The 14,520-nt window shown below is 48.0% G+C and carries 9 protein-coding genes and 1 riboswitch; of the genes, 2 read left to right on the top strand and 7 right to left on the bottom strand.

Annotated elements, in window-relative coordinates; translation table 11 throughout:
• Positions 1 to 60: 60 nt before the first annotated feature.
• The 7 genes from ACFPFU_RS04840 to ACFPFU_RS04810 all read right to left on the bottom strand — a co-directional run bounded on the left by ACFPFU_RS04840 (position 61) and on the right by ACFPFU_RS04810 (position 11,436).
• A complete protein-coding gene (locus tag ACFPFU_RS04840; protein ID WP_377062070.1) occupies positions 61 to 405 on the bottom strand; it encodes a high-potential iron-sulfur protein in 345 nt (114 codons plus the stop codon).
• Between the two features lie 20 nt (positions 406 to 425).
• The gene (locus tag ACFPFU_RS04835) at positions 426 to 2,657 is read right to left on the bottom strand and encodes a PVC-type heme-binding CxxCH protein (RefSeq protein ID WP_377062068.1); all 2,232 of its coding nucleotides are present in this window, start codon (positions 2,655 to 2,657) and stop codon (positions 426 to 428) included.
• Positions 2,647 to 5,091 carry an alpha/beta hydrolase family protein gene (locus ACFPFU_RS04830; protein WP_377062066.1) on the bottom strand — a complete coding sequence of 815 codons (2,445 nt, stop codon included), beginning with the start codon at positions 5,089 to 5,091 and terminating at the stop codon, positions 2,647 to 2,649. The genes ACFPFU_RS04835 and ACFPFU_RS04830 overlap by 11 nt, the downstream gene beginning before the upstream one ends.
• Positions 5,088 to 7,475 (bottom strand): alpha/beta fold hydrolase, encoded by a 2,388-nt coding sequence (locus ACFPFU_RS04825; RefSeq protein ID WP_377062064.1) that lies wholly within the window; start codon positions 7,473 to 7,475, stop codon positions 5,088 to 5,090. The genes ACFPFU_RS04830 and ACFPFU_RS04825 overlap by 4 nt, the downstream gene beginning before the upstream one ends.
• Positions 7,476 to 7,671: 196 nt before the next feature.
• Positions 7,672 to 8,922, bottom strand: a complete 1,251-nt coding sequence (locus tag ACFPFU_RS04820) for a serpin family protein (protein WP_377062062.1) — start codon at positions 8,920 to 8,922, stop codon at positions 7,672 to 7,674.
• 362 nt (positions 8,923 to 9,284) lie between these two features.
• Positions 9,285 to 10,460, bottom strand: coding sequence for a trans-sulfuration enzyme family protein (locus ACFPFU_RS04815; protein WP_377062060.1), 1,176 nt, complete (start codon positions 10,458 to 10,460; stop codon positions 9,285 to 9,287).
• Between the two features lie 128 nt (positions 10,461 to 10,588).
• A riboswitch (SAM riboswitch) is annotated at positions 10,589 to 10,691 on the bottom strand.
• 97 nt (positions 10,692 to 10,788) lie between these two features.
• A complete protein-coding gene (locus tag ACFPFU_RS04810) occupies positions 10,789 to 11,436 on the bottom strand; it encodes an SGNH/GDSL hydrolase family protein (protein WP_377062058.1) in 648 nt (215 codons plus the stop codon).
• A 305-nt stretch (positions 11,437 to 11,741) separates the two neighbouring features.
• Between ACFPFU_RS04810 and ACFPFU_RS04805 the strand changes: the two genes are divergently transcribed.
• The gene (locus ACFPFU_RS04805) at positions 11,742 to 12,830 is read left to right on the top strand and encodes a DUF4407 domain-containing protein (RefSeq protein WP_377062056.1); all 1,089 of its coding nucleotides are present in this window, start codon (positions 11,742 to 11,744) and stop codon (positions 12,828 to 12,830) included.
• Positions 12,831 to 13,017: 187 nt separating this feature from the next.
• A complete protein-coding gene (locus ACFPFU_RS04800; protein ID WP_377062054.1) occupies positions 13,018 to 14,502 on the top strand; it encodes a sulfatase family protein in 1,485 nt (494 codons plus the stop codon).
• Positions 14,503 to 14,520: the final 18 nt, after the last annotated feature.

The raw sequence follows: 14,520 nt of genomic DNA, 5'->3' as shown, positions 1-14,520 counted from the left end.
GAATCCCCAAAAAAAGGCACAAGTATTGTACCAACTATGTATTTGAAAAAAACCTTTGATTCATACAAGGTCCGTTTGTGGAGCCCAATAGGTGCAATAGCCCTCCTCCGTTACAGGCCCTTTGAATAATTGGCATCCACCACATTTACGCTTCGCGGTCGGAGGCAGATAAAGCTGGCAATTGTCACAGGTGCTTTCCCGGATAGGTGTTGTCTCCACATACCCGAGGCTGTTTCTCTTGTCAATTTCCTCCTGGGGTAACCCCGTAAGGTCATCACAGGAGGAAATTTCTTCAAGATTGTATTCGGACCCTTTTTGCGAATGGCAAGCCGGTAATAACATGCTTCCGCCTACAGCGGCATAAGCGAAACGGGAAACTTTTTTCAGTAGGGCTCTTCTATTCATATTTATCAAAAGCAGTCAGTTTATAACACCGTTAATAATTCTTTTAATCGATCATTTGCGTTCCTTTCGGAGGTATCAAGAGCGCTCAAAAAAGCCTTCAGCCGGGGATTGCTTTCCTCATGGTGTTTGAGGCCGCTCGTTAAGCCTTCCAGTCCGCTGGCTTTCCAGTTGGTGTTGGATTGTTCATCGGAAGCCGTGACCATGGAGACGAGTTGACTGATTTCCGATTTCTCACCCTTTGTCCCCAAAATGCAGGCAATATCCTTGATAAAAGCGCTCTTCCAGTCCGCTTCGTGCTCAAAAAAATCATGGTTCTTTTGCAAAGATTGTAAAATGCGAAGATCTGAACCGGCTTTTGAACTTAAAACGGCCGTTCTGAACCATCTGTCTTCACCTTTCTCCTGTAAAAGGGCGGCAAAATTATCGGCTGTATTTTGATTATCATATTGTCCCAGGCTAAGAACAGCCTGGAGAGCCACCTGAGCATCTGGGGCCTTGGTTTTGGCAGCGATGACAGCCTCTAGACTTGGGAAATTCTCAGCGAGCATCAGCGCATTCCTTTGAAGCCCTTTGTGCTCGCTTTCCAAGGCTTTTTTTACCATATCCTCCTCCAAAGCACCTAACGTTTCCAAGAGATAGAGAGCATGCAGCCTGGCTTTTTCATCTTTTTCTTCGGTAGCCATGGCTTTCAGTGCCGGCACGTCAACACTTCCCGGGTTTTCCAATAATAAACGCTGGGCCGTGCTCCGCCACCACCCATTTTGATGGGACAACAAATTTACCCATTCGGTTGGCTTCAATTCGGAAAGGTTTACATTAAGGTCTCTTTTTTCTGTTTCGTTTTTAGGGCGTATCCGGTAAATCCTGCCATGGTTTTCCCCGTACATAAAATCCATTTCTTCTTTCAGATCATCTGGAATGGAAACAGGCGTTTCTATGTGCTGCCTGTAGAAATCAATCATGTACAGATAACCATCCGGCCCTACCGTAAATCCCACAGGCCTGAACCAAGGGTCGGTGGAGGCCAAAAACTCACGGTTATTTTCCTCTGGCGCCCTTTGGGCAATAAACGTAGGCTTTTCTTTGTCAGCTACCAAAATGTCCCGGTGAACCAGGTTGCCTGCCACATCTCCCGTGAAAATATTGCCATAGAAGGCCTCGGGAAAGGCATCGCCGTGATAGTAGGTGCCACCGGAAGCGCCGGTAAAATATTTGTCCGCATGTTCCACCCTTTCCAGATTTTGTTCCTGGAATTGGATATTCCTTCTTCGCGTCCTTTCCGCCCGCCAATAGGGCGGGGGAGTCAACTGATGCATGGCGAAATCGTGGTCCGAAATATTCTGATTGACAGACATGGAGGAAAGGTATCCATGTCGCTCCAGGTACCTCCTTGGGATGACAGCCTGCTGGATATGGAGGGTGTTCTGCGTAAAAAACTTGTTGCCCCAGTCATCGAGCGTTTGCCCAAACTGGGCCGTGCCGCTTTCCAGTTCAAACGCATCTTTGTCCAACCTGAACCTAAAATCAGCACCGCGCATGTTTAACGGCGTGGCATCCGGCCTTTTGCCGGGGGTTACTTCTCCCGGCTGGCCATTGTTGGCGGCGTAAATCCAGTTGTCCACTCCCAATCGCAGGTTGGTGATCTGTGCTTCTGAATTATTGTCAAAAAAACCGGAAAAGAGAACTTCCTTCACGTCCGCCTTCCCGTCACCGTTGGTGTCTTTTAAATAATAGATATGGGGTGCCGAGGTCACCAAAAGCCCGCCTTTCCAGGGAAACAAGCTGGTGGCATCCGGAAGCCCCTCCGCAAAAACAGAAGACCGGTCTATGGTACCGTCACCATCGGTATCCAAAAGCCTTTTTATCCTTCCTTTGCCCTTACCTTCCTCGGGTTTATAAGGGTAATCCGGCATTTCTACGGCATATGCATTTCCATCTTCATCAAAAACCAGATCAACAGGGTCCCAGATGTGGGGCTCCGCGGCGAACAGCTCCACTACGAAATCCTCATGGATATCGAAGGTCGCCAGGGAAGCCTCTGGACTTAAAGGATCGGGATATTTTTTGTCTTTGCATGCGCTGAGAAAAATGATAAACAGGAGTACATAAAGTGGGATCAGGTTAGTAGTGGCGTATTTCATAAGTAGGTGCTGTTTGTTTGGTAAATTCTTTGGTTGCATGGCTGCTCTCATCTTTATATTGACATGATGGCTTGTATTGTCCCGCGTAAAACCGATAAGTCTATTCATCATCCAATAGCTTTATAGGGCTAAATCCAAAATGCTTATCGAGAAAGCCATAGGCTGCTTTCCTGGTTTCTGAAGGAAAATCGTGCCCTGCTTCGGGATAACGTGCCTGGATATTGTCAGGAAAGCCCAGAAAGCGGTATACAGGCTCGACCAGGCCGATGCCGGCTTTGACTCCCTCAACATCAAAATTGCTGTCATTCACGGGGGAATTGCTGAAGAAAGGCCTGGGAGCTACCAGGGCAATGATTTCAGGGAAATCAAAAGGCAACTTTTTGTCAGGCATAAATTCTTTTATTTTGGGCATATACCTCTCCTGGGCCCAGGGGCCAAGTCTTCCGCCGTACCTTTTGCCAGCCTCTTCGCCAATATCGTAATAGTCAAAAGGCGTCCACCCGCAGCTGCTGATCACAGCTTTTAACCGGTGGTCAAAAGCGGCCACAAAAAGGGCATTATGGCCCCCCAGAGAATGTCCTATCACACCGATCCGTTCGGGATCCACTTCCTCCATATCGCTGAGCAGATCCACGCACCGGATATGGTTCCATATGCCCAGCATGGTGCCGGACTCAAAACCGTCCCGGTCAAAATCATGGGCAGATTGGTCCCCAAAGCTGGGGTAATCCGGAGCCAATACCACGTAGCCCCGTTCTGCGAGCTCCCTGGCCACCGCACGGTTTTCCAAATGGCTTTGTCCATCGACAATTTTTTTCCCCGGTTCGCCTGTGCTGTGGAGAACCAGCATGCCTGGATTTGCCCTGCTACCATGGGGAACGTACAAAAAGGCGGTCACCTCATTTCTGTCATCTGAGAGAAACCGGATATTGTACCGGTTATAATATTTGGCATACAAAGTGTCCAGCCACTGGATGTCTGGTTTATCCCGTTCCCCGGGAGAGGGCAATGGCCCCATGATTTTTTCCATTCCATGCTGCCACGCTTTTCTTTTTTCTTCCCATTGCGCAAGGGTTCGGACAAAGGTGGGATGATCATCATTATTTTGGACCGTTAATAAAGCATGCTGGGGGGAAGGATTCGTCGTTTCGGCGTGCAACAGTTTCTTTATGGTCTGCGTGAGCATGTTCTCTGCTTCCGGGGTTACCGGGCTGGCCCCAATTTCATATCCGCCTTCCTGATAAGCTTTTTCCGTGCCTATATAAAAAGGACCGTAGTCCCCATAAGCAGCCATAGCGACAAACAGATCAGGCCTTTCGGATTTGGCAGCCAATTGGTACTCTACGAACAGTTCGCCCGGCAGGTGCAATATCCTTGCTTTGCCCAGGGCCAGACAGGAAACAGGAATGCTTTTACCCAGTGCCTGTCTTTTGTACCAGGCAAGCTTCTGCATGTTGTTGGTGAGCCAGCGGTGGTCTTTTTGATGCATTTCATCTTCTATCTCAAGGACATGCTCATTGGCGGGTAACCTTACATTTTCCATATGCCAATAGACATCATCAGCCTCCAAGGGCGTTTTTTCCGTGGCTTCCCAGGCTTTTCTCATGCCCTCGGCCAGCCTCTGGGCAAGAATCAACCGGTTTTCCTTTGCCCCGTCGTTGTATTTTCCGGCGGTAATGTTCCCCCCTGCACCGTTGAAGTGGATATGGAGGGCATCCGGGACCGCCAGTTGCCTTAAATAACGGGCAATCCCCGGGAAATCAGGGTTGGCTTCTTTGGTAAGGTAATAGCTTTGCGGATGGACGGCATAGTAAGAAAGCACGGCCACCGGTTTGTCTTCATTCCAAAAGCTTATAAGTGAGACTTCAGGATCAATCAGTCCCTCCGGGTAACGCCTGATATCAGGATCCCGGGTGGCTGAGGTCCTGGAGTGAATGATTTTACCATCCGGCCCTGCAATCCGGCGGTTGGAGGCCACCATTTCTACCGCAGCACGGCCGGTGCCCAAATGCGTGACGGGCTGTACCTGATTTAGGGCGTTTTGGACGGCCTTTCCCAGACGGTCGAGTAAAACTTTATCAAAGCTGCTTTCAAAAGCCATGGGATCCAATCCTGCTTTCACCAATATTTTCTCAGCGCCCCAGTCGCTGACGGGAGCATCATGCTGGTGGACAGTGTGTATCGCTACACGTTCGGGTAGGGTAGATGCAGCACGCGCCAATACCTGCTTAAAAGCATCCTGGCTTTCGTTGCCTATCCCGATCCAATCCACGGCGCACAGGACAACGGGAAGGCCACTGCCCATGATCACCATACCCTTTGCCCTGAGGCCAAGGTCACCGGATTTTTCCATGGGATCATAGGCGAGCAAGCTTCCGGTAGGAGGAGTGGCATCCACATCGAACAAAGCGATGCTGATTCTGGGTTTATTTTCGGCTGCTGCTGAAGCTGCTGTTTGCCCATGAGAGAGCAGGCTATGGAAAAGGAAAAATGCCAGCGTCCATCCCAAAGCGGCTTTGCATAAATTCCGGTTTCTTCTTTTCATAAATTACCGGCATTTTGGATGTGCGTATGTAGCCATTCGACCATATTGTCCTGCTGTTCCCGGGTGAATCGGTTGTAACTTTCCGGGACCTGATGTTCCAGGTTTGCGTCTTTACCATATGTTTGATAAAGTTCTTGCAGCAGGGAGACCTGTTGACGGACAGCTTCCAAATCGGCATGCCTGTCCAGCTCGGGTGAAACGATCAACAAGGGTTTGGGAGCGATCGCGGCGAGCATTTCGGGGAAGTCCACCGGGATTTGCGCTTTTGCCTCTTCAAATAATCCCCATTTCGGAAGAAGTCCATATAAATGGGAATAGGCTTTTATGCCTTCCATTTCCCCGCCGGAAGATCTTAAGGGGGTAAATGCCGCCGCCAGCGCCACACCCGCCACCCTATCATCCAGAGCTCCGGTAATCAGAGAGACGGTACCTCCCAGGGCATAACCGGCCAGGTATATTTGGCCAGAGTCTACAAAATCAAGTTGAGCCAAGGCATCTATGGCAGCCCGGGTATCCATAACCATTTTGCCCATTTTGGACCATTCAGGGTATCTTTTATAAAAACCGGTGCCTTCTTCGATCCGGCTGCCATAACCCAACAGGTCCATGGTGAAAACAGCAATACCCCTGTCGATACAGGATTGTATAAAGTGGTCCATGCCCCTGTCGAATCCTGTGTTGACATATTTGTGGTGGAAAATAACCACAGGTAATTTGCCTTGAGGGGGAAGCCGGATTTTCCCGTTCTTATCTGTGGGACAGTAAATGGCACCATATTGATAATCCCCCAGGGCTTCATAGGGGGCAATGTTCATTCTTTTTCCGTTTTTGACCACGGGACGGCGCAGTAGGAGATCGATATAGTCCTCCCTGTTGCTTAAAGAGCTGATGGGGTTGGCAGGGACACCCGGCGGTTGATCACCCAGCGTCCATTTTATGTGATCCCTTATGGCGTTTTGCAGGTTTCTTAAATCCTCCTGTGATGGGTTCTTATTGAATGCTTTTAATTCTTTTTCAAGATCCAGGGCTTGAATGGAGGAAGAGTCCACAGAAGCGCCCGATTTAGCTTTCCAGGTATCAAAGTCATAATCATAGTACAGCGGGTTAGACCATTTCTCTTCGCTCCTGCCAAACTGTATGTCCAGCCAGTCCACATAACCCTCAATGTCCCGGGCCGACACACCATGTTCGCCGTCCCTGAACCGGACGTCGACCTTATCAGAGGCTCCCAGGAAGCCATACACTTTTTTAAGGGATTTCAGATTTTGTTCTATGGCCCAGGGATCCCCGCCCCCGGCTTCTCTGATGGAAGAACTCAAAAGCAGGGCGTTAGGGGCAATAAGCGCCATTAAAGCGTTCTGGTCTATAGGCAATTTATGTTCTCTCCCGTTGAAAAAACGAAGCCTGGGGTGAAACCACTGCGGCCGGATGGAATTGAGATAGTCGATGGATTCATTTTCATGCCTTTCGTCGGTATATCGGTAGGGTATTTCTCCTCCTGTCCCTCCGCTGCTACTGATCACGGCGGTGATCCTGTTGTCAAAAGCGGCTGCAAAAAGAGAAAGTTTGGCATTACGGGAATGTCCTGTCAGGGCTATTTTGTCTTTATCCACATGAGACAGGGTGTACAGGTAATCCACTGCCCGGTGTGCTCCCCATGCCCGGGTCATCAGTGCCGACCAATCGTGGTCTGGATAAAGTTCCTGATAATGGATGGTTTCATCGAATGAATCCGCTCCTGCATAAATTACGCCCATATATCCCCTTCTCACCGCAATTTGCACCCATCCCCGATGGTTCCACTGGCTCATAAAAACGGGAAAAGGTCCTTCTCCCGGAGGGGTGAACACTTCAAGGGTAAGTTTGGCTTTATCATCTGGACCAAACCGCAGTTCGATTGTCTGAAGCTTTATGCCATCCAGGACCTTTTCTTCCAGGATTTTGACATCCAGCTGTTGGGGAGGGTCTGGAAAAGTGCCTGACAGGAAGTATTTCACTTGATCGCTGATCCAGTCCCTCTTTTTGGACCATTGTTGCTCAGAGGTGATGGGAATGTTCTCTCCCCCTTCGTCCCAGATCAACGGATCCGGTAAAAACGGAAGGGAAGGCATGGCGTCGAAGTCGGGAGGTAATTCTCCGGTCCGTTGCTGCCAGGCATACCAGGTGCTGTCTTTATGGCTGAGCGTGACAAAGGAGGCTTGGACGTTTCTAGGTCTGTCGGTAGGGGTGGGATGGGGCCGGTTCAGCTTCAACAGCTCGTCCAGATATTGCTGTCTTTTCAAGGTATCTTCGTCCTGGGCACGTAACCGGAACCCTGTAAAAAATAACAGCAACAGGAGAGGCATGATCAATATTCTGGAAGTAAGTAAAGGTGATTCGGACATATTTTTGGAGGTGATCTGGTTTTAAAGGATCAACTTTGGTACAAGTACAAGCTGCATCACAATATAATAAATATATTGAGGATGTATTTAAGATGAAGGATGGAAATTGATAAAAGGTAGTGATCCAAAAAAAAGAAAAAAATCCGGCTCCCCCAACCAAACCGACCTAAATTACCGGGAGAGCCGGGATTCGGATCTATAAAAGCTCAGGATTACCCAGTTTGCCCATAAAAAGGATAGCACCACTGTGGTTTTCCTGAATAAAAAATAAAAACGGTTTGTCCAGTGTCAGTACACTCGGGGTAGGGGGATAAGAGACCCTTTCTATGATTTCTACGACGGTGGCAGCAGCGGCCTCCGTACCTTTTTCGTCCACCTCAATGAAAGCATCATGGATGACCCTGCTGATTTTTAACTGGTCAGTAGGATTGCTGAACAGTCTGGTAAAATTATCGGGATGAAAATGAAACGGAAGTTCCAGTCCCATTTCGATAAGGTCATCCTTCATGTTTTCCATTTTGTATTGCATTTTGAACTTGGGCATCTTCAAAATGAAATTGGTTTCCTGCGCGTTTTCTCTCCAAGTTTCCAGCTTTTCGAAGGTTAATGATTCCAACTCTTGATCCAGATCATGGCCGTCACTGATGATGACACCCATATTGTACTGCCCTGTGCTGTAGGGGATTTCAATATATTGGAGGTTATTTTCCCTGAAATACCTGAATGTAGCGGCATCTTCCAATTGCATCATATTGACCTGCACTTCCTGGTGAGGATTGATGTGAAACGGTTCTTTTTGTGTTTTAGAAGCAGGGAAACGGTATTTCCAGTCCCCTTTAAAATAAATGGCGTTAACCAGGTACATCACGGCGTTGGGCGGTATCTGGTCCAGCATGTCCTTGATGATCCCTTCGGTTTTGTTCTCAATCCACTGGTTTATGATATTGACCGATTGGGGATTCAGCATATCTAATCCGGCCACTTCCGCCCGGTAACTATTCATCACGGTTTCCTTGAAAGGAGGGAAAATCTCATATTCCTCTTTGTACCAGATGGCATTGGCAATAGACATTTTAACTTTAGGATCGAGATCCATGAGGAACTGGGTGAGCTCTTTGGCCGCCTTGTTGGCCTCCTCCAGCCCCATCCCCTCATATCGCAGTATCCGTACAAATTCTTCCAGCACTTCCCCCTCATTGCCATTCATGGTCATGGAAAGGGCTTGATGTATACTGTAGGGGCTAAAAAATTGATTGACTGCCTCCGTTTTTTGGAGCTGGTGAAAAAGGTCCAGTGCAAATTTGGAGCTGCTGAATACCATTTCCTTTTCATAGCCCTGTAAGGTCCTGATATTGGGGGTAAGGGCCTCTTCTGCAGATCCGCCCCAGTCGCAGGCAGCGAGATGGAGAACAGCGAAAAGTGATAAAAGTGCATACGGGTTTCTCATAGTCGGGATTATTTTTAGCGGCTTTAAAATAGTAGACGGTAGGTTTGCCCATAACGCTACACCTTACCGAAAAAAATACAAACAAAATAGAGCGGTCAGCGGAAAGGACCGTATGGGGCTTGGACCCAAGTGTTTTTCATTAACCCGGTCTTGGATGGCCGCACCATGATCCTGTTTCCAACTTTTCGGTCGGCCCCAAGTGCAACCGGATGTAACGGTAACTCCTTAAATGGTCGGGCTCTCCGATTATTTTAAGGGAAATTGAGATAAAAATGAATAAGCTTAGTTTTAAGGGAGATAATTTTATAACAAGATCCTGTTAATAAAGCCTTGTTGAATGCCGTGTGATGGCGCACTTTAGATCACCTGGATAGCACCAGTGCCTTCTCAATATCGCCAATGATGTCATCCACATGCTCAAGACCCACAGAAAGCCTCACCAAGCCGTTGTGTATCCCGACCCTTTCTCTTTCTTCCTCGGTCAGCTTGCTGTGGGTGGTGGAGGCAGGGTGGGTGATGATGCTTCGGCTGTCACCCAGGTTGGCGGTGACGGTGATCATCTGTAACTGGTCAATGAACTTTTGGGCACGGTTCAAGCCTCCTTTCAAGGTCAGTGTGATAATGCCCCCACCGTGCCGCATTTGCTTTTTGGCAAGATCATACTGGGGGTGGGAGGGGAGAAAGGGGTATTTCACCGTTTCTATATCCTGGCTATGTTGGAAGTATTCAGCTATTTTCAAAGCATTTTCACAGTGCCTGTCCATCCTTACGGCCAAGGTCTCCATGCTCTTGGCAAGTACCCATGCATTGAAGGGGGATAAAGACGGCCCCGTATGTCTCATGAAAAATTGTACGTCGTCTATCAATTCCTTTTTACCCAAAATCAAGCCACCCAGCACCCTGCCCTGCCCGTCTATGTATTTGGTGGCGCTGTGGGTAACGATATGCGCTCCCCATTTGGCAGGCTGTTGCAGATAAGGTGTGGCAAAACAGTTATCCACCACCAGGATAAGGTTATGGGCATTGGCAAAGTCGGCAATATATCCCAGATCAATGATTTCCAGTCCCGGATTGGAAGGGGTTTCGATGAAAATCATCTTGGTATTCGGCCTAACCAGTTTGTCCCAGTTGGCGATATCCACAATATCGCCGTAGGTATGGTCAATACCCCATTTTGGAAAAACCCTGGTCAGCAACTGATGGGTGGATCCGAACAGGGACCGGGAAGCCAAAATATGGTCACCTTGGCTGAGCAATGCAGCCATGCTGCCAAACATGGCGGCCATTCCGGAGGCGGTGGAGACGCCGGTTTCCGTACCCTCTGCCGCACAGACTTTGGAGATCAGGTCACTGGTATTGGGATTGGCATAACGGGAATAGATGTTGCCGGGAATTTCGTCCGCAAACATTTGCCTGGCCTGTTCGGCAGAATCAAATACAAAACTGGAACTCAGGTATATGGGAGCGGAATGCTCTCTCTGGTCGGAAGCCGAATCGGCGATCCTGATAGCTTGTGTTTCAAAATTCTTATAAGACATCAGTAAAATGTTTTCTTAAGGATAGGATACAATTATTTGTCCCAAATAATAAATAAAAGGGCAAGGCAGAATGGTTGGAATGTGGGGGTTCGAAAAAAGAAAAGAGAATGTATGCTGTCATAATTTCTAATTTATAGGTCCCTTTATTGGGCAGGTTTTGGCACCTTTCCTTTGTCCGGAAGGTTGCCAGAGGGTCCAAGAGCCTGTTCTCTCGCCTCTTCTTTATAAATCAGTTGCCTGAAATGTGAATGCAAAGTAAATGCAGCCAAAACTGAATTCCAAATGTAATGAGGGATTTTGCCAAAATAAAAGCATTTCCCCTTCAAGACTACAAAAACTCCTGTATTACCTCTTTCCAGATATCATACCCCTTTCTGTTCATATGCAGGTTATCTTCCAGAAAAATATCCGTAAACGGTTTATTGTCTTCGTCCAGCATTTTTGTCCAAACGTCAGCATAGGAGACGTTTTCCTTTACCACACTGTAGGTTTTCATCTCCTGGTTCAGGGCGACGTATTGTTCTGCCAATTCCCAACGGGCGATACTGGGCTTGGCGCTGATCAGGATGATCTGGGAATCAGGCAGTTTTAGTTGGATTTGGGTTACAATGAGATTGAGGGTTTCGATGATTTTTTGGGCGTCCTTTCCGGCCGCAATATCATTGTCACCTTCATAGATAAATACCTTTTTGGGTTGGTAGTCTAAAATCAACTCGTCAATATAATAAAGCAAATCACTGGCGTGTGACCCGCCAAAACCTGCATTGACTATTTGGTGATCAGGAAAATCCTCGGGAAGGTCACGCCACATCCTGACGCTGGAGCTTCCGGTAAACAATATTGCCCCCGCGTGCTCGTCGTGGGGAAAATCGGTGTTGATCTCCTGCACCTGTTTTTCGAACCTCTCAGGGTCCTGGGCCAAAACGGCAAATTGGCAGATAATTAAGATCAAAATCAGCGAGGCAGGCTTTTTCATAAAGTTTTGTTTTTTTAGCGGTACCGAAATTAGGGGTTTTGTTTCAATATTGAAAACCCCGCCTGTCAAAAAGGGTGCCGTGTTGTACTGATTACGAACACCCGGGTGTTGATAAATGTACACGTGGTGTTGGCGTTTTCATCAGGCGTCAACTTTGTTATGGAAGGTTGGCGGTAGTTTTATTGTTGTTTTTCAGGAAGTTATCGGATATCCGTACAAGGAAGTTGCTTTTTTATCGTTACTTCTAAAGTTTAGCGTGACCTTTGTGAAACACATCATGCAGGATATATAAATTGTTTAACCCCATGCGATCTGTCCAAAATTTTCTCTGGTTTTGTGCCGGTGGCTACCGGCCACTGTTAAACCGAAGCCCTACGGAATCCAACAAATACATAGGAATAGGCGGGACAGTGTTCTTCACCGCTCTTTTTGCAGGCCTGGCTGCGGGGTACGCGATGTTTACCGTTTTTGAAAATATCTATGTGACAATCACCTTGGCTATTCTTTGGGCATTGCTGATCTTTAACCTGGACAGGTTCATCGTTTCCACGATTAGAAAGGGGAAAAGTACCTGGGCGGAGGTCAAAATGGCGATTCCGAGGTTGCTGCTGGCTATCCTTTTGGCTTTCGTGATTGCAAAGCCTTTGGAGTTAAGGATTTTCGAGAAGGAGATAGCCAGGGAGTTGGACAATCAGAAGCTCCGGATGCTGAAGGAAACCAGGGGAGGAATAGATGAAGGCTTTCCTGAAATTGAGGAGCTGGAAAGCAAAATCGCTTCGCTGAAATCCGAAACCGACGCCAAAAGAGCTTTTAGGGATGAAAAACAGCAGGAATATGATGCGGAACGCTTCGGTGTAAAAACTCCGGGTACCTCCGGCATTGTGGGACTGGGCACCAACGCGCGAAAAAAAGAAGTACAGTTGGATGATGCGGAAAGGGATTACCAGGAAACCCAGGCTGCCAACAGGGAAAAGATGCGGGAATATGAAGAAGAAATAGCCCGGTTCAACACGATAAAGGAAGAGGAATGGGCAAAACAGCAGGTAAGCGTGGACGGATTTGATGGTCTTGCCGCGAGGATGGATGCCCTAGGTACACTTACCCAAAACAGTGTGCCGATCTATTGGGCTAATCTTTTCATCGTGCTGCTTTTTGTGGTGATCGAATCAGCGCCCGTCGTGGTGAAGTTGATGGCAGAGAAAGGCCCTTATGATGTGCTTCTGGAGAAACATGAACAAGGCATATACCTCTATGCTGATGAAAAGTGGCATAAAACGGCAACCGAAAGCAAAGACCGACTGGAAGTTTTTGACACCCTGCAGCCCGAAGTAAAGGATGCTTGGATAGCCATGAAAAGGAAAGAAATGGAAGGAAGATATGGAACAGCGCTTTAGCGTTTTCAGCCATAGATGCCGGCGGATACTGACCCCATCCCCTTTGTGTGAAGGCATGGATTTCAACGGGAAAACACTAAGCCTTTTTTCCGAATGATAATCGGTATTTTTTGATGGCTGTAAATTTATGTTTCTTTAATTTTCTTTTTACGCTGCTTTTTGACATATTCAAAAAAACAATACTTGAATGATTGGTAATTTTCATGGTATCTTAAAATCCTTGGCGGTCATCTTCCTGCTACCCTTGTTCTGGAGCTGTCAAAAAGCACGCGAATCCGACGAAACTTCCCCGCAAGGTCCTCCCAATGTCATATTTGTCCTGGCGGATCAGTGGCGGGCGCAGGCGATGGGTTATGCCGGAGATGAAAACATCATCACCCCGAATATCGATAGGCTGGCGCAGGAAAGTCTGGTTTTCCAAAATGCGGTAGCGGTCGTTCCGGTATGTGCTCCTTGGCGGGCAAGCTTTATGACAGGCCAGTATCCGCTCACAAATGGCCTTTTTTATAATGATAAACCATTGCCTACCGAGGCGGTCACCATGGGCAAGCTTTTCAAAGAAGCCGGCTACCAAACAGGATATATAGGTAAATGGCATCTAAACGGCCATGAAAGAGGAGAGGACCCCTTCAGTGGCAGGAACAAGCCCGTGCCCCGGGAAAGGAGACAGGGATTTGACTACTGGAAGGTGAGAGAAGTGACCCACGATTATACCAACAGTTATTATTTTGACGAAAATGATGAAAAGCAGTTCTGGGAGGGTTATGATGTGTTCCCTCAGACCGACAGCGCCATCAGCTATATCCGTCAAAACAAGGAAACCCCTTTTTTGTTGTTTCTTTCCTGGGGTCCTCCCCATGATCCTTATTTTTCAGCTCCAAAAGAATACCGGGACATGTATGATGCGAGCCGGCTCCAATTAAGGGGCAATGTACCGGAAAGCCTTCAAGACAGCGCCCAAAATGTCCTGGCAGGATATTATGCCCATTGCACGGCCATGGACAAGGCCCTGGGAGACCTTTTGGAGGTTGTGGAAAAGGAGGGGCTGGCCGACAATACCGTCTTTGTTTTCACTTCAGACCATGGTGACATGTTGATGTCCAAAGGTGTCCTGAAAAAACAGCGGCCCTGGGATGAATCCATTATGGTGCCGCTGCTGATCCGGTATCCCGGCAAGCTGCAGCGCAAACGCCGGGATGTTTGGGACCCCATCAATACACCCGACCTGCTGCCTACCTTGTTGGGAATCTGTGGGTTGGAAGTTCCTGAAAGCATGGAAGGAGAAGATTTTTCTGCTGTCCTGCTTGAAGGGAGGGAACTGGACAATGAAGCCGCTTTGATCACCCTGCCCGTACCATTTCACGAATGGCAGTTTATGAATGGGGGCCGCGAATACCGGGGCGTGAGAACAAGAAAATATACTTTTGTCAGGGATCTTCTGGGACCGTGGCTGCTATATGACAATGAGCAGGACCCTTATCAGCAACACAATCTGGTGGATATGCCCCAGTTTAGTCAGTTGGGTGACTATCTGGATGGGCTGTTGCAGAAAAGGCTTAAGGAGACCGGGGACGAATTCCTTCCGGCCGATGCCTATATGGAAAAATGGGGGTATCTCTATGACCGGAATGACAGTCTGAGGCATGAAAATTACTTGGAAATTAATCGGTAGATAAACCGGGAAAAGGGA

The organism is Negadavirga shengliensis (assembly GCF_042652345.1).
GTDB lineage: Bacteria > Bacteroidota > Bacteroidia > Cytophagales > Cyclobacteriaceae > Negadavirga > Negadavirga shengliensis.
Note: the sequence above shows the minus strand (reverse complement) of the source record. Positions and strands in the feature narration are given on the sequence as shown.